The following is a 16,375-nucleotide window of genomic DNA, read 5'->3' as shown; positions in this document are numbered from 1 at the left end:
TCGGTGGGTGGTGGCATCATCGGCGCGTGAGCAAACAGGACGGACGCAACCGGCTCGTCTCGGACGCACCGGTGGACGACGTCACGGCGACCGTGCTGCACGTCGACATGGACGCCTTCTTCGCCTCGGTCGAGCTGCTGGACCGGCCGGACCTCCGCGGCCTGCCCGTGATCGTCGGGCACGACTCCGACCGCTCCGTCGTGACGGCCGCCACGTACGAGGCACGCAAGTACGGCGTGAACTCCGCGATGCCGATGGCCGTCGCCAAGCGTCGGTGCCCGAACGCGATCATCGTCGAGCCGCACTTCGAGAAGTACCGGGCGAAGTCCGACGCCGTGATGCACGTCTTCGACCGGTTCACACCGCGCGTCGAGAAGCTCGGCATCGACGAAGCGTTCCTCGACGTCGCCGGGGCCATCCGGCTCTACGGCACGCCGTGGGAGATCGGCCGGGCGATCCGCGCCGCAGTGTTCGCCGAGACCGGGCTGCACTGCTCGGTCGGCGCCGCGTCGACGAAGTTCGTGGCGAAGCTCGCATCGAGCCGGTCGAAGCCGGACGGGCTCCTCGTGGTGCCGGCGGCCGACACCGTGGCGTTCCTCCACCCGCAGCCGGTCTCCGCGCTGTGGGGCGTCGGCGGCAAGACGCAGGAGACCCTCGAGCGCCGCGGCATCCGGACGGTCGGCGACCTCGCGACCACGCCCCTCGGCTCGCTCGTCTCCGCGCTGGGGCCCGCCGGTGGCCAGCGGCTGCACGACCTCGCCTGGGGCCGCGACCCGCGGACGGTCGAGGCCGGCGTCGGCGAGAAGTCGATCGGGCACGAGGTCACCTTCGGCCACGACCTCACCGAGCGCGACGACGTCGCCCGTGAACTCCTGCGCCTCGCCGACAAGGTGGCCGTGCGACTCCGGCGCGCCGACGTCCAGGCACGGACGGTGGCGCTCAAGGTCCGCTACACCGACTTCACCACGCTGACCCGGTCCCGCACCCTCGCGGAACCGACCGACGTCGCGAAGCGCCTGCACCGCGAAGCCGTCGAGCTGTACGACGTGCTGCACCGGCCGGGCAACCGGATCCGCCTCATCGGGGTCCGTGGCGAGAACCTCGTGCCTGCCGCGGCGAGCAACGCGCTGTGGGACGACGACGCGCCGTGGCGCGAGACCGAGACGACGATCGACGCGGTCGCCGCTCGCTTCGGCGCCGGCGTGCTCCGACCGGCATCCCTGGTGCGCGGCACGCCCGAGGGGCACGTCCCGCACGCTCGGCAGGACGAAGGGTGACGGTAGAATCTCGTGCAGTGAGCGCAGCCGAGTACACCGATCAGCCAGGGGCGGGGGACCAGCCCGCGGCCCTGTGGGACGACGGTACCGCCGCACCTGAGCACGCTGTCGTCGCCCACGACGAGGCCGTCGCCGCTGCCGAGGCAGCGGGCAACTCGGCCGTGCAGAACCTGTCGCCGGCGTTCCCGGACCGTGCCGCCTGGGGCACCGCCTCGAAGCTCCGCGCTTGGCAGGTCGAGGCGCTGACGAAGTACTTCGAGACCGAGCCGCGCGACTTCCTCGCCGCGGCCACGCCCGGCGCCGGCAAGACCACGTTCGCGCTCCGGCTCGCCACCGAGCTCCTCGCCCGCGGCACCGTCGACCGCATCGTCGTCGTCGCGCCGACCGAGCACCTGAAGCGGCAGTGGGCGGACTCGGCGGACCGTGTCGGCATCCGGATCGACCCGATGTTCAAGAACGGCGACGGCATGTTCGGCCGGCACTACCAGGGCGTGGCGATCACGTACGCCCAGGTCGGCATGAACCCCGAGGTCCACCAGAAGATCACCGCCGGCGGCAAGACGCTCGTCATCCTCGACGAGGTCCACCACGGCGGCGACGCCCTCACCTGGGGCGACGGCATCAGGGAGGCGTTCTCGAAGGCGACCCGCCGCCTGTCGCTGTCGGGGACCCCGTTCCGCTCCGACACCGCGCCGATCCCGTTCGTGCAGTACGCCCCCGACGAGCAGGGCATCCGCACCTCGATCTCCGACTACAACTACGGCTACGGGCGCGCCCTCAAGGACGGCGTCGTCCGTCCGGTGCTCTTCATGGCGTACGCCGGGCAGATGCGCTGGAAGACCCGCATGGGCGACGAGATGTCGGCGTCGCTCGGCGAGCAGGTCACGAAGGACATCACCGCCCAGGCGTGGCGGACCGCCCTCTCGCCGGAGGGCGAGTGGATGCCGGCCGTCCTCTCCGCGGCCGACAAGCGCCTGACCGAGGTCCGGCGAGGCGTTCCGGACGCCGGCGGCCTCGTCATCGCCACCGACACCACCACGGCCCGCGCCTACGCCCGGATCCTGCAGCAGATCACCGGCGAGCGGCCCACCGTCGTCCTCTCGGACGAAGCCGCGGCGTCGAGCCGGATCCAGGCCTTCGCCGAGGACACCTCGCGCTGGATGGTCGCCGTCCGGATGGTGTCCGAGGGCGTGGACGTCCCGCGACTGTGCGTCGGCGTGTACGCGACGAGCGCCAGCACCCCGCTCTTCTTCGCCCAGGTGATCGGCCGGTTCGTCCGAGCCCGACGGCGCGGCGAGACGGCGTCGGTGTTCCTGCCGAGCGTGCCCGGCCTGATGGCGCTGGCTGCCTCCCTCGAACTCGAGCGCGACCACGCCCTCGACCGCCCGAAGGACGCCGACGACGGGATGTACAACCCCGAGGACGCGATGGTCGCCGAGGCCAACAAGGAGGACCGCGCGTCGGAGAGCCTGCTCGAGGTCCAGCCGTTCGAGGCGCTCGACTCGCAGGCATCGTTCGACCGGGTCCTCTACGACGGCGGCGAGTTCGGCACCGGCGGCGAGGTCGGATCGCTCGAGGAACTCGACTTCATCGGCATCCCGGGGCTGCTCGAGCCCGACCAGGTGCGCGACCTGCTCCGCGCGCGGCAGGCGACCCAGGCGAAGCGGGCGAAGGGGCGCACCCCGAAGGACGGCATGCCCAAGGCCGCAGCCGCCACCGAGGACCGCCCGATGTACCAGACGATCAAGGAGCAGCGGTCCGAACTGCACCGGCTCGTCTCGATCTGGTCGCGGCACGCGAACGAGCCGCACGGCGCGATCCACGCGGAGCTCCGCCGCATCAGCGGGGGTCCGGCGGTCGCGCAGGCGAGCATCGAGCAGATCCAGAAGCGCATCGACGTGCTGCGCTCCCGGATCGGCGGGCGTCGGTGAGCACCGCGTGATCGAGGCCGTCGACGACCGCACCTGGTACGTCAAGCGCGACCCCGAGTCCTCACCCGAGGCCATCATCGACCGCTTCGGCGGCGGCTACCGGCTCCGCCGCTTCTCGCTCACCGAGTCCCGTCGGACCCCGCACGGCGTCTACACCGGCGTCGAACTCGCCGAGACCGCCTGGTGGCGGCTCCGCGACAGGCCGCGCGGCACATGACATCACAAGCCGAAGTCGGGTAGACCGGGGGAATGGCAGACTCCATCCCTCACGTCCTCGTCCTCGGCGGCGGCTCCGCTGGCTACACCACCGTCAAGCAGCTCCAGAAGCACGCCGCGACCGTGCCGATGCGCATCACGCTGGTGGACCAGAACACGTACTACACGTACCTGCCGTTCCTGCCCGAGGTCGCCGGTGGCCACATCGCCCCGAAGGACGTGACCTTCGAGCTGCGCCGCGCGCTCCGCAAGACGCGGGTCATCCAGGGCAAGGTCACCGGGATCTCGTCGGCCGACAAGACCGTCTCGATCGCCACGGCGGGCGGCGACGACCGCACGCTCGGCTACGACCAGCTCGTCGTCGCCCTCGGCTCCGTCACCCGCACCTTCCCGACCCCCGGGCTCGAGGAGTACGGCGTCGGCTTCAAGAGCGTGGAAGAGGCTGCCTACGTCCGCGCGAAGCTCCTCGACAACATCGCCAAGGCCGCTGCCACGCGTGACGAGGACGAACGCCGCCGCCTGCTCACGAGCATCTTCGTCGGCGGTGGTTACACCGGCGTCGAGGCGATCGGCGAGCTGTTCGACGTCTCGCAGGCCGCCATCAAGACGTACCCGTCGCTCGCCGGCGAGCACCCCCGCTGGGTCCTCATCGACGCGCTCGACCGCGTCGCGCCCGAGGTCGGGCCGGAGCTGTCGAAGTGGACCCTCGAGTCCCTCCGCGCCCGTGGCATCGACGTCCGCCTGAAGACCACCATGCCGAGCGCCGAGGGCGGCGTCATCAAGCTCTCCGACGGCGACGAGTTCGCGGCCGGCCTGCTCGTCTGGACCGCCGGCGTGAAGCCGAACCCGCTCCTCGACGCCTCCGACCTGCCGCGCGGTCCGAAGGGCCACCTCGCCGCGAACGCGAAGCTGCAGGTCGAGAGCGAGGACACGCACGAGGTCGTCCCCGGCGTCTGGGGCCTCGGCGACGTCGCGCAGGTCCCCGACCTGACCGCCGAGAAGCAGCCGGCGTACTACCCGCCGAACGCGCAGAACGCCGTCCGCCAGGCCGTCGTGGCCGCGGACAACGTGGTCGCGACGATCACCGGCAAGCCGCTCGAGGAGTACCGCCACCCGTCCATCGGCACCGTCGCCTCGTACGGTGTCGCGAAGGGCGCGGCGAACATCAAGGGCATCAAGATGACCAACCTGCTCGCCTGGCTCGCACACCGCGCGTACCACGTGTACGCGATGCCGACGCTCAACCGCAAGGTGCGCATCGTGATCGGGTGGATCACCGGTGCTGTCTCGGGTCGCGACGCAACGTCGCTCATCAAGGAGACCGACCCGCGCCGCACCTTCGTCGAGGCGTCGAAGTCGTAGACGCCAGATACTGACGGACAGGAGGCGCGGTGCCGGCTGGCACCGCGCCTCCTGTCCGTCGTCCGGTCGCGCCGACGCGCATGGTGCGGCAGACTGACTCCCTCGGTGCCGCCGCACGGAGGTCCTGGAAGACGCCGCACGTGACCACCACCATCTCCTGCCCCCGCTGCGGTGCCGCTCGCCGGCCCGCGGCCGTCCACCGGTGCCCCGGCCCCACGGACCCCGAGGACGCGCTCGGCGTGACCGGTGCCGTCGCCGCGCTCCTCGCCGTCCTCGGCAGCGTCGGCCGCGCGCTCCTCGTCGGCGGGATGGTCCGTGACGCCGTGTTCCGCGAGACCGGGCGGTCGGGCACCGACCCCGAGCACGACGTCGACGTCGAGGTGCACGGCACCCAGACGGCTGCGGTGATGGACGCCCTCCGCGCGGCCGGGGCCGTCGTCGTCCTCGCCGGCACGCGGTTCGAGGTGCTCAAGGTGGTGTTCCTCGGCGTGCAGGCCGACGTCGCCGTGCTCCCGAGCGGCAGCGACGACGCGGCCCTCGTCCGGGCAGCCGCCCGTCGGGACTTCACCGTGAACGCGATCGCCTGGGACCCGGCGACGAACGAGTACGTCGACGCGTTCGGCGGGATCGAGGACGCCGCTCGGGGGATCCTCCGGCACACCTCGGAGCGGTTCGTCGACGATCCGCTGCGGGTGCTGCGGGCCGCCCAGCTCGCCGCGCGCTTCGACCTCACCGTGCACCCCGCCACGGTCGCCGTCGCCCGGTCACTGGTGGACGCGTTCCCCGCCGTGGCACCGGAACGCACCTGGCCGGAGGTGCGCAAGGTGACCAGGGGCGACCACCCCTCGCGGGCCCTCGACGTCCTCCACGCCACGGGGTGGGAACGGCACTTCCCGGAGCTCGCCGCGGTCCGCGACGTGCCGCAGGACCCGCACTGGCACCCGGAGGGTCCGGTGCACGTGCACCTGGGGCTCGCAGCGGACGCCGCGGCGGCATCCTGCACGGCCGACGGGGTGACGGGGGAGGACCGGACGGTCGTCGTGCTCGCCGCGCTCCTGCACGACCTCGGCAAAGCAGGGGACGGCACGCAGCGGGTGCGGGGCGAGGACGGCACCGTCCGGATCCGGAGCCTCGGACACGAGGTCAGCGGTGCCCGTGCCGCGCGGTCACTGCTCCGCCGCATCGGTGCGCCGAGGGCCGTCGTCGACCGGGTGGTCCCCGCGATCCGGGAGCACATGGTGGCGCACTCGACGACGGGCGCGCCGCCGTCCGTCCCGGCCGCGCGACGACTCCGGCGCCGACTCGGCGGTCCGCTGTCGGCCGTGGAGGTCTGGGCACGGGTGTGCGAGGCGGACTCGCGGGGTCGTGGCCCGGCGTCGGGGCCGTCACCGGCGTGGGCGTGGTTCGAGGTCGTGCTGGCGGACGAGGTGTCGGGGCCGCGGCCGCGCCTCGTGACGGGCCGCGACCTCATCGACGCGGGGCTCGTCCCGGGGCCGCGGTTCCGTGCGCTCCTCGACGCAGCGGCGGACGCGCAGGACGACGGGCGCTTCGTCGATGCGGAGGGTGCCGCGCGGTGGGTGCGGGAGGCGATCCGACACTGATCGCGGGTCCGTGTCGCCGCCGCGGCCGGAACGGGAGAAGCCCCCTGGCCGATGACCAGGGGGCTTCTCCTTCGTGTGTCCGAGGGGGGACTTGAACCCCCACGCCCTAATACGGGCACTAGCACCTCAAGCTAGCGCGTCTACCATTTCCGCCACCCGGACAGGGTGTCTGGTGTCTGTTTCCCGGGTTTTCCCCGGCGTTCCTGCCGAGAGAAGACACTAGCACGGGTCTGAACGCGCGATGAACACGGCGACGCATCCCGGGCGCGTCTCGCCGTGACGCCGGGCGCGTCCCGCCGGGCACCGGGCACGTCGGACCCGACCGGTAGCGTGGGGCCATGACGAACCCGGAGGCCACGCCGACCGACCTCGAGGCCACCGCGGCGATCGCCCGCGACCTCATCCGCATCGACACGACGAACTGGGGCGAGGGGAAGTCCCGCGGCGAGACCGAGGCGGCGCACTACGTCGAGGCGGAGCTCCGAGCACTCGGACTCGAGCCGCAGCTCTTCGAGTCCGAGCCCGACCGGGTGAGCGTCGTGGCCCGGGTGCCCGGACGCGACCGCGACAAGCCCGCCCTGGTCGTGCACGGCCACCTCGACGTCGTGCCCGCGGACCCGGCGAACTGGTCCGTGGACCCGTTCGGCGGCGAGGTCCGTGACGGCATGCTCTGGGGTCGCGGCGCCGTGGACATGAAGAACATGGACGCGATGATGCTCACGTCGCTGTCGGACGTCATCGAGCGGCAGGGCGCACCCGAGCGGGACCTCGTGATCGCGTACTTCGCTGACGAGGAGGCCGGGGGCGTCCTCGGCTCCCACCACGTCGTCGAGCACCACCCCGAGGTGTTCCGGGGCGCGAACGCCGCCATCAGCGAGGTCGGCGGCTACTCGATCACGCTCGGCGACCGTCGTGCCTACCTGCTGCAGACGGGCGAGAAGGCGCTCATGTGGATCAAGCTCGTCGCGACGGGCACGGCGGCGCACGGCTCGCACGTCATCCACGACAACGCGGTCACGAAGCTCGCCGCCGCGGTCGCCCGGATCGGCAGCGAGGAGTGGCCCGTCCGGCTGTCGGCGACGACGGACGCGATGGTCGCCGAGGTCGCGCGGTTCCTCGGCGTGGACCCCACGGTGACCGGCCCGGACGAGGTGGCGCTCGCGACGGGCTCGGCCTCGCGGTTCATCCACGCGGCGCTCCACACGACGACGAACCCGACGGTGCTGACGGCCGGGTACAAGCACAACGTGATCCCGGACCGCGCCGAGGCCCTGGTCGACATCCGGTGCCTGCCCGGCGACGAGGACGCGGTGCTGGCGCGGGTGCGGGAGCTCGCGGGCGACGACGTCGAGGTGGTGATGTCCTTCCGCGACATCGGCCTCGAGCAGGACTTCGGCGGGCCGCTCGTCGACGCGGTGCGCGACGTCCTCGGCCGCCACGACCCCGGTGCCCCGGTCCTGCCCTACCTGCTCTCGGGCGGCACGGACAACAAGGCGCTCTCGACGCTCGGCATCGCCGGGTACGGGTTCGTCCCGCTCCAGCTGCCGGCCGGGGTGGACTTCCCGGCGATGTTCCACGGCGTGGACGAGCGGGTGCCGCTCGACGCGCTCGCGTTCGGTCGGCGGGTCCTCGGAGACCTCCTCGCCACGTACTGATACCGTGCGTGGTCGCCTCCGTGGCGGTGTCCTGACCGACTTCCCCGAAAGGCCCGTGCGTGCACATCCTCGAGGCGATCTTCCTCGGCTTCGTCCAGGGGCTCACCGAGTTCCTGCCGGTCTCGTCCAGCGCCCACCTGCGCATCGTCGGGCTGTTCCTGCCGGACGCGCAGGACCCGGGCGCGGCGTTCACCGCCGTGACGCAGCTCGGGACCGAGACCGCGGTGCTCATCTACTTCTGGAAGGACATCGCCCGGATCGTCGGCCGGTGGTTCCGCTCCGTCGTCCGGCGTGACGTGCCGAAGGGCGACCCGGACGTGCGCCTCGGCTGGCTGGTGATCCTCGGCACGATCCCGATCGGTGTCGCCGGGCTGCTGCTCAAGGACTCGATCGAGACCACCTTCCGGTCGCTCTGGATCGTCGCGATCGTGCTCATCGTCTTCGGCATCGTGCTGGGCGTCCTCGACGTCGTCGGCAAGAAGGTGCGCCGCCTCGAGCACATGACCTTCGGCGGCGGGATCCTGATCGGCCTGGCGCAGATGCTCGCGCTCGTGCCGGGGGTGTCGCGCTCGGGGGCGACGGTGTCGATGGGGCTCGCGCTCGGCTACACCCGCCCGGCGGCCGCCCGGTTCGCGTTCTTGCTCGCCGTGCCGGCCGTGTTCCTCTCCGGGCTGTACGAGGCGGCGACGAGCCTCGGGGACACCGGAGCGCCCTTCGGCGTCGTCGACACGCTCATCGCGACCGTCGTCGCGTTCGTCGTCGGCTTCGTCGTCATCGCCGCGTTCATGAACTACATCAGCAAGCGCAGCTTCATGCCGTTCGTCGTCTACCGCATCGCACTCGGTATCGTTCTCATCGTGTTGTTGTCGCTCGGAGTGATCCAGCCGTGAGGGCCTGGCAGGTCCCGTCCGTCCCCGACGTCCCGGGCTCCGCGCCCCGCCCGGTCGTGCACGACACGGCGAGCGGCAAGCCCGTCGACCCGACCGGCGGCGAGGAGCGGGCGGCGCTCTACGTCTGCGGCATCACCCCGTACGACGCGACCCACCTCGGCCACGCCGCGACCTACCTGGCGTTCGACACGCTCGGACGCGTGTGGCGCGACGCCGGGCTCGAGGTCGAGTACGCCCAGAACACGACCGACGTCGACGACCCGCTCCTCGAACGCGCCGCCCGTGACGGCGTCGACTGGCGGGACCTCGCCGCGTCGCAGATCGACCTGTTCCGGCGTGACATGGAGGCGCTGCGCATCCTGCCGCCGGACGACTACGTGGCCGTCACCGACGAGGTCGAGCGCGTCGCGGCGGCCGTGGCGTTCCTGCAGGAGACCGGCTACGCCTACGACGTGCCGACCGACGACTCCGACGGCGACGACGTCTACTTCGACGTGAACCGTCCGACCGAGTCGTGGACCCTCGGCGACGAGAGCCGACTCGACCGCGAGACGATGCTCGCCCTGTCGGCCGAGCGGGGCGGCGATCCCGACCGCCCGGGCAAGCGCGATCCGCTCGACCCGCTGCTCTGGCGTGCAGCCCGCGACGGCGAACCGAGCTGGGACACCGAGCTCGGCCCCGGTCGTCCGGGGTGGCACATCGAGTGCAGCGTGATCGCCGGCGACAAGCTCGGCCTGCCGATCAGCGTGCAGGGCGGCGGCAGCGACCTCGTCTTCCCGCACCACGAGATGAGCGCGGGCCACGCCGCGGCCCTCGCGCACCAGCCGTTGGCACGCGCGTACGTGCACACCGGGATGATCGCCTACCAGGGCGAGAAGATCTCGAAGTCGCTCGGCAACCTCGTGACCGTCCGCGGCCTGCTCGACGACGGCGCCGACCCCCGCGCGGTCCGGCTCGCGCTGCTGTCGCACAAGTACTCGGACGACTGGGAGTGGTTCGACGCCGAGCTCACGAGCGCGACGACGCGTCTGGCGACCTGGGATGCGTGGGCGTCCGGCAGCGATGCCGGACACGCCGACGACGCGGCCGACGTCGTCGCGCGCGTCCGGGCCCGTGTCGCGGACGACCTCGACACGCCCGGTGCCGTCGCGGCGGTGGACACCGCCATCGCGGGCGGGACGGCGGTCACGCCGGAGCTCGTCGACCTCGTCGACGCGCTCCTCGGCATCCGCCTGGGCTGACCCCGAGGCCGCCGCGCCGGTGCCGAGCGGGCAGGACGCGCCGCTCGGATTCGCCGAAAGGGCGGAACGGGCCGGATCCGCGCGCCGAGCGTGACGGACCGCGCCCGTTCGGTGCGCGGCCGCGCGCCCGGAACGTCCTCAACGGACGGACGGGAGGGACGGTGCCAGCTGGCACCGCGCCTCCCGTCCGTCCGTCGGTCGCGTCTACTGCGCGGGAGGCGGCGGGCGGAAGCCCTCGCCGCCGGCGGTACCGCCGTCCTTGCCGTCCTTGCGCTCGCGACGGCGCAGGTACTGCTCGAACTCCTGCGCGATGGCGTCGCCCGAGGCCTCGGGGGAGTCGACCGTGTCGCGCGCCTGCTCGAGCTGGCCGATGTAGGACGCCATGTCCTCGTCGTCGGCCGCGAGGGCGTCGATGCCCTCCTCCCACTCGGTGGCGTCGTCGAGCAGCGATCCCCGCGGGACGGTGACGTCGGTGAGCTCCTCGATCTTGTCGAGCAGCGACAGCGTGGCCTTCGGCGACGGCGAGTTGTGCACGTAGTGCGGCACCGAGGCCCAGAGCGACAGCGTGGTGAGCCCGGCGGTGTCCATGGCGTCGGCGAGGACGCCGAGGATGCCGGTCGGCCCCTCGTAGGACGAACGGTCGACGTCGAACGCGGCACGGACGCCGGCGTTCTCGCTCGACACGAAGACCGAGATGGGCCGGGTGTGCGGGACGTCGGCGAGCATCGCACCGACGAAGACGACCGCGTCGATCGAGTAGACGTCGGCGAGGTCGATGATCTCGGCGCAGAAGCCGCGCCAGGTGCGCGAGGGCTCCGGGCCGACGAGCACGAACACGTCGCGCTCGGACGGGGAGCCGGTGGCGCCGATCACGGGCCGGCCCTCGGCGCCGGGGCCGTGCAGGACGATCCGCGGCCACTGGATGCCGCGCCCGCCGTTCTCGTCCGTGCCGACGTTCGGCCGGTTGAACTGGTAGTCGACGTACCGCTCGCCGTCGAGCTCACGCAGCTCGTCGAGCTCGAGCGACTCGACGATGCGCCTGGCGAGACCGCTCGCCGCTTCTCCGGCGTCGTTCCAGCCCTCGAAGGCGACGACGAGCAGTCGACCGTCGCTGAAGGGGGAGTGCTGTGGCACGGACGGGACCTCCTGGTGGTGGAGCGGGGCGAGCGCGGTGCGGGACCGCCCTCGGCCGGACACGAATCGCAGCAACAAGGATAGGGCCGCTCGACCGCAGTGCGTCCATGCGTCCGCGGTGAGCGGAAAGCGGGTCCGGCCGCCCCGGTAGACTCGTCGCCCGTGACCGCCCAGCACCCCGACCGAGTCCTGCCCGCAGCCGTGCTGTGGGACATGGACGGCACGATCATCGACACCGAGCCCATCTGGCAGCAGTCCCAGGTCGAGCTGACGGCGCGGTACGGCGCCGAGTGGACCCACGAGGACGGACTGTCCCTCGTCGGCAGCGGTCTCGAGCGCTCCGGCGAGCTCCTCCGCGACAAGGGCGTCGACATGGAGGTCGAGGAGATCATCCAGTGGATGACCGACTACGTCATGGAACGACTGCGCGACGGCGAACTGCCGTGGCGACCGGGCGCCCGAGAACTCATCGAGGGGCTGCACGACCGCGGCATCCCGACCGCGCTCGTGACGATGTCCCGCCGCAAGATGGCGCTCGTCGCCGCCGAGGCGATCGGCGACCGCGGCTTCCGTGTGGTCGTCGCCGGTGACGACGTCGAGCGGCCGAAGCCGTACCCGGACGCCTACCTCTCCGCCGCGGCCCAGCTCGGCGTCGACGCCACCGCCTGCATCGCGATCGAGGACTCCGCCACCGGCGTCGCCTCGGCCGTGGCCTCCGGCGCGGTGACGGTCGCCGTCGAGCACATCGTGCCGCTGTCGGACATCACGGGCGGCGACGTCCACCTGACCACCCTCGCGGACGTCGACGTCGACCGGCTCGTCGAGCTGACCGGCCCGGCCCTCGCCGCCCGCACCCAGGAGGTCGCGCGATGACCGACGCCGTCCCGAACCCGACCGAGCACCTCCCGCACACCGCCGGGGGAGCGCCGCACACCCCGCCGCGCGGACCCTTCCGCGCCGGTGACCGCGTGCAGCTGACCGGCCCCAAGGGCAAGCTCACGACCCTCTCGCTCGAGGTCGCCGGTGAGTACCACACGCACCGCGGCGTGCTCCGTCACGACGACGTCATCGGGCAGCCCGACGGCTCGGTGATCCGGGCGAGCACCGGCGACGAGTACCTGGCGCTCCGCCCGCTGCTCAACGACTACGTGATGTCGATGCCCCGCGGTGCGGCGATCGTCTACCCGAAGGACGCGGCCCAGATCGTCGCGTTCGCCGACGTCTTCCCCGGCGCCCGCGTGGTCGAGGCCGGTGTCGGCTCGGGGGCGCTCTCGCTCTTCCTGCTCCGGGCGATCGGCCCGACCGGGCAGCTGCGGTCGTTCGAGCGTCGCGAGGAGTTCGCGGCCATCGCCAGGGGCAACGTCGGCACCTTCCTCGGTGCCGTCCCGGACAACTGGTCGGTCACCGTCGGCGACCTCGTCGAGGAACTGCCGGGCGCCGTCGACGAGCAGAGTGTCGACCGGGTCGTCCTCGACATGCTCGCGCCGTGGGAGTGCGTCGACGCCGCGGCCGACGCCCTCGTCCCCGGGGGCCTCATCGTCTGCTACGTCGCGACCGTCACGCAGTTGTCCCGCACCGCCGAGGCGCTCCGGGACACCGGTCGGTTCACGGACCCCCAGTCGAGCGAGACGCTCGTGCGCACCTGGCACGTCGAGGGCCTCGCGGTCCGACCCGACCACCGCATGGTGGGGCACACCGGGTTCCTCGTGACGGCACGCCGGCTGGCGGACGGCGTCGTGCTCCCCAACCTGAAGCGTCGCGCAGGCAAGGCCGAGTTCTCCGACGAGGACGTCGAGGCCTGGACCCCCGGCGCGGTCGGCGAGCGGTCGGCCAGCGACAAGAAGCTCCGCAAGGTCGCTCGGCAGGCGGCGGCGCAGGCCCGCAAGGTCGCCGCTGCCGAGGCCGGCCCCGCGACGTCCGACGCGGACGGCCCTGCTGAGGACGACCGGTAGGCTACGCGTCGTGCCCGTCCTGCATCGAACGGAAAGAGGGTCCGTGCGCACCATCCCCGCACTCCTGGTCACCATCGGCCTCGCCGCAGCACTCACCGGGTGCGCGGCGAGCGGGGCCGGTTCCACGCCGTCGAGCTGTGCCGCTCCCGGCGCCGCGTCCGAGGCGGTCACCGCGACGGGTGCGTTCGGCAAGGAGCCGAAGGTCAGCGTCCCGAGCGGCCTCACCACGAAGGGCACGCAGGTCTCGGTCCTGAAGACGGGCGACGGACGCGAGATCGAGGACGGCACGCCGGTCCTCATCGAGTACACGCTCGTCGACGGTTCGACCGGCGAGGTCGCGCAGACCAGCGGGTACTCCGGCCAGACGGCCCCGATCACGGCCGGCGCCGACAACTACGGTGCCCTCGGTGCCTCGCTCGAGTGCGCGCACGTCGGGGACCGCCTCGCCGTCGCCCTGCCGAAGAGCGCGCTCAACTCGTCCACGACCGGCGACACCGGCACGACCTCCGGCAAGACCGAGGACGCCGTCATCGCGGTCATCGACGTCAAGCGCGCCTGGGACGCCCGCGCCACCGGCACCCCGCAGCTCGCCGGCGACGGCATGCCCGCCGTCGTGCTCGCACCCTCCGGTGCTCCCGGCATCACGATCCCGTCGTGGAGCGCGCCGTCCTCGGACGAGACGCACCTGCTCCGCAAGGGCAGCGGCGCCGTGCTCACCGAGAAGGACACCGCCCTCATCAAGTACACCGCCGTGTCCTGGGGCACGGACGGCGCCGACTCGTCGGTCGCCGGTTCGAGCTGGACCGACGGGTCGGGCGCGCAGAGCGTCCCGCTCGCCAAGGGCCAGGTGCAGGAGGGCGTCCGGAACGCCATCGTCGGCCACCGCGTCGGCGACCAGGTCCTCGCGATCGTGCACCAGCAGGGACAGGCGTACGCGTACGTGATCGACGTCCTCGGGAAGGTCTCGGCCTGACCTTCCCGGACCGTCCACCGACCGCGGCGCGGGTGCACTCCGGTGCACCCGCGCTGCCGTAGGATCGGCTCGTGCCAGCGACCCGTGTGCCCCGAGTGCCTGCCGAGGAACGGCTCTTCAGCCTGGTGCTCGCGCTGCTCTCGACGGAGTCCGGGCTGACGAAGTCCGAGATCCTGGCGAACGTCCAGGGCTACCGGCAGCGGTTCACGACGGGCGGCGACAACGCCTCGCTCGAGCGACAGTTCGAGCGCGACAAGGACGACGTCCGCGAGCTCGGCATCCCGCTCGAGACGATCGAGACGCCCGGGGCGGCCGGCAACAACCAGACGCTCCGGTACCGGATCCCGAAGGGCGAGTACGACCTGCCGGTCGACGTCCGCTTCACGCCGGACGAGTCGGCGCTGCTGTCGCTCGCGGCGATGGCCTGGCGCGAGGGCGCGCTGTCCGCCGACTCCCGCCGTGGCCTCCTCAAGGTCCGCTCCGCCGGGTCCGAGGACGACGCAGTCGGTGCCATCGGCGTCGACGCGTACGCCCCGCGGCTCCGCGCCCGCGACGTCGCGTTCGAACCGCTGCGCTCGGCGCTCGACCGGGCCGCGGCGGTCCGGTTCGACTACATCACGCCCGGTCAGCACGAACCCCGTCGTCGGGAGGTCGCGCCGCTCGCCCTCGTCCAGCACGGCGGCCGGTGGATGCTCGCCGCACACGAGTTCGCGACGGGCAGCGAGAAGAACTACCTGCTGGCCCGGATCGTCGGCCCCGTCACGCAGTTCGAGGTCGGACGGCACCCGGCTCCGGCCGGCGCCGGCGAACGCGCCCTGGCCGAACTCGAACGGGTCTGGGCGGCCCGCACCGCACGGATCCGCGTCGCACCGGGGTCCGACGCCGCGCGCCGGCTCGCGCGACGTCGCGACACCGAGACCGACGACGACGGCGTCCTCGTGCTGCACCACGTCGACCCGCAGATCCTCGCCGAGGAGCTCGCCGCGTTCGGCCCCGAGGTCCGTGTGCTCGAGCCGGAGGACCTGCGCGACCGGGTGACCGCGCGCCTGACGGCCCTCGTGGCCGACCACACCGACGACCACGACGGGAGCACCCGTGGCTGAGCAGCAACCGCTCCAGGCACAGGACAAGCTCGCGTTCCTGCTCGCCCTCGTGCCCTACCTGATCGACCGCGAGCGGGTCTCCGTCGCCGAGGCCGCGCGGCACTTCGGCGTGCCCGAGACCCGGATCCGCCGCGCCGTCGAGCTCATCGCGGTGTCCGGCGTCCCCGGCGAGACCATGCAGTACCAGCACGGCGACCTGTTCGACATCGCCTGGGACGACTTCGACCAGAACGACATGATCGTGCTGACGAACCTCGTCGCGATCGACGACTCGCCCCGGCTCTCGGCGCGCGAGGCCTCGGCCCTCATCGCCGGGCTGCAGTACCTCTCCGCCCTGCCCGAGGCCGCCGACCGCGACGCGATCCGGGCCCTCATGGCGAAGCTCTCCCGCGGCGCCGGTGGTGCGGCGGCGAACGTGACGGTCGGACAGGACCTGCACGACGTCGCCCTCGCGACCATCCGTCGCGCGATGGCCGACTGCCGAGGACTCGTCTTCGACTACGCCGGACCCCGCACGCGGGGGAGCACCCGCCGGGTGGACGCGCTGCGCGTGGAGTCGATCGACACCGACTGGTACCTGCGGGCGTGGGACCTCGACCGACAGGCCCTCCGGACGTTCCGCCTGGACCGGATGTCCGGCGTGCGGGTCGACGACCGTCCGGCCGAGAAGTCCATCGACGACGTCGTGATCCCGGACACGCTGTTCCAGCAGTCGGCGGAGGACGTGATCGTCACGGTCGAGCTCGACTCGTCGTCGTTGCCGCTCGTGGCCGACTTCCTCGCGGACACGGCCGACGCGCCGGACACCGACGGCCGGGTGCGCATCCGACTGGCCGCGTCGAACGGGTTCGACGGCGTCGTGCGGCTCGTCGCCGGGCTGCCCGGTCGCGCGGTCGTGCTCGACCCGCCGGCCGCGCGCGCCGCGGTCCGCGACTTCGCCGCCGCGGCCCTCGCCGCCGACTGAGGCGCGCTCCCGCTGCGCTGCGCGTCGGCGCGCCGACCCGTGCGCGGGCCGCTCCCGCGCGTCGGCCCAGCCGAAG

Annotated in this window: 14 protein-coding genes and 1 tRNA gene; 13 read left to right on the top strand and 2 right to left on the bottom strand. The window is 72.6% G+C overall.

What is annotated here, in order from left to right; all coding sequences use genetic code 11:
- Positions 1–26: 26 nt before the first annotated feature.
- The 5 genes from dinB to ACIQUC_RS02855 all read left to right on the top strand — a co-directional run bounded on the left by dinB (position 27) and on the right by ACIQUC_RS02855 (position 6,387).
- Positions 27–1,277: a DNA polymerase IV gene (dinB, locus tag ACIQUC_RS02875; RefSeq protein ID WP_402263005.1), complete on the top strand. Its 1,251-nt coding sequence runs from the start codon at positions 27–29 to the stop codon at positions 1,275–1,277.
- 17 nt (positions 1,278–1,294) lie between these two features.
- Positions 1,295–3,208 (top strand): DEAD/DEAH box helicase family protein, encoded by a 1,914-nt coding sequence (locus ACIQUC_RS02870; protein WP_022906232.1) that lies wholly within the window; start codon positions 1,295–1,297, stop codon positions 3,206–3,208.
- A 7-nt stretch (positions 3,209–3,215) separates the two neighbouring features.
- Positions 3,216–3,425, top strand: coding sequence for a hypothetical protein (locus ACIQUC_RS02865; protein WP_022906233.1), 210 nt, complete (start codon positions 3,216–3,218; stop codon positions 3,423–3,425).
- Positions 3,426–3,457: 32 nt separating this feature from the next.
- Entirely contained in the window at positions 3,458–4,786 is a 1,329-nt protein-coding gene (locus ACIQUC_RS02860; protein ID WP_022906234.1) for an NAD(P)/FAD-dependent oxidoreductase, read from the top strand.
- A 140-nt stretch (positions 4,787–4,926) separates the two neighbouring features.
- Complete coding sequence (locus ACIQUC_RS02855) at positions 4,927–6,387, top strand: HD domain-containing protein (protein ID WP_402263000.1); 1,461 nt, start codon at positions 4,927–4,929, stop codon at positions 6,385–6,387.
- Between the two features lie 76 nt (positions 6,388–6,463).
- Here ACIQUC_RS02855 and ACIQUC_RS02850 read toward each other — a convergent pair.
- A tRNA-Leu gene (locus ACIQUC_RS02850) sits at positions 6,464–6,549 on the bottom strand.
- A 176-nt stretch (positions 6,550–6,725) separates the two neighbouring features.
- Between ACIQUC_RS02850 and ACIQUC_RS02845 the strand changes: the two genes are divergently transcribed.
- Genes ACIQUC_RS02845 through mshC form a run of 3 tightly spaced genes read left to right on the top strand, consistent with a single transcriptional unit; the run spans position 6,726 to position 10,173 of the window.
- On the top strand, positions 6,726–8,042 hold the full coding sequence (locus ACIQUC_RS02845) for a M20/M25/M40 family metallo-hydrolase (RefSeq protein ID WP_402262998.1): 1,317 nt from the start codon (positions 6,726–6,728) through the stop codon (positions 8,040–8,042).
- A 59-nt stretch (positions 8,043–8,101) separates the two neighbouring features.
- On the top strand, positions 8,102–8,932 hold the full coding sequence (locus tag ACIQUC_RS02840) for an undecaprenyl-diphosphate phosphatase (RefSeq protein WP_402262995.1): 831 nt from the start codon (positions 8,102–8,104) through the stop codon (positions 8,930–8,932).
- A complete protein-coding gene (mshC, locus tag ACIQUC_RS02835) occupies positions 8,929–10,173 on the top strand; it encodes a cysteine--1-D-myo-inosityl 2-amino-2-deoxy-alpha-D-glucopyranoside ligase (RefSeq protein WP_402262992.1) in 1,245 nt (414 codons plus the stop codon). The genes ACIQUC_RS02840 and mshC overlap by 4 nt, the downstream gene beginning before the upstream one ends.
- A 204-nt stretch (positions 10,174–10,377) precedes the next feature.
- Here mshC and ACIQUC_RS02830 read toward each other — a convergent pair whose 3' ends face one another.
- The gene (locus ACIQUC_RS02830) at positions 10,378–11,307 is read right to left on the bottom strand and encodes a proteasome assembly chaperone family protein (RefSeq protein WP_031261723.1); all 930 of its coding nucleotides are present in this window, start codon (positions 11,305–11,307) and stop codon (positions 10,378–10,380) included.
- A 162-nt stretch (positions 11,308–11,469) separates the two neighbouring features.
- Here ACIQUC_RS02830 and ACIQUC_RS02825 point away from each other — a divergent pair, with 162 nt between their 5' ends.
- The 5 genes from ACIQUC_RS02825 (at position 11,470) to ACIQUC_RS02805 (ending at position 16,299) form a co-directional block, all read left to right on the top strand.
- Positions 11,470–12,180, top strand: a complete 711-nt coding sequence (locus ACIQUC_RS02825) for an HAD family phosphatase (RefSeq protein ID WP_022906240.1) — start codon at positions 11,470–11,472, stop codon at positions 12,178–12,180.
- Positions 12,177–13,259 carry a tRNA (adenine-N1)-methyltransferase gene (locus tag ACIQUC_RS02820; RefSeq protein ID WP_022906241.1) on the top strand — a complete coding sequence of 361 codons (1,083 nt, stop codon included), beginning with the start codon at positions 12,177–12,179 and terminating at the stop codon, positions 13,257–13,259. The genes ACIQUC_RS02825 and ACIQUC_RS02820 overlap by 4 nt, the downstream gene beginning before the upstream one ends.
- Positions 13,260–13,302: 43 nt before the next feature.
- Complete coding sequence (locus ACIQUC_RS02815) at positions 13,303–14,232, top strand: hypothetical protein (protein ID WP_402262987.1); 930 nt, start codon at positions 13,303–13,305, stop codon at positions 14,230–14,232.
- Positions 14,233–14,303: 71 nt separating this feature from the next.
- Positions 14,304–15,335: a helix-turn-helix transcriptional regulator gene (locus ACIQUC_RS02810; protein WP_402262984.1), complete on the top strand. Its 1,032-nt coding sequence runs from the start codon at positions 14,304–14,306 to the stop codon at positions 15,333–15,335.
- A complete protein-coding gene (locus ACIQUC_RS02805; RefSeq protein ID WP_402262981.1) occupies positions 15,328–16,299 on the top strand; it encodes a helix-turn-helix transcriptional regulator in 972 nt (323 codons plus the stop codon). Before ACIQUC_RS02810 ends, ACIQUC_RS02805 begins: the two co-directional genes overlap by 8 nt.
- Positions 16,300–16,375: the final 76 nt, after the last annotated feature.

Origin of the sequence: Curtobacterium sp. NPDC098951 (assembly GCF_044759965.1) — a bacterium.
Taxonomy (GTDB): Bacteria; Actinomycetota; Actinomycetes; order Actinomycetales; family Microbacteriaceae; genus Curtobacterium.
This window is presented reverse-complemented; position numbering and strand designations above follow the sequence as displayed.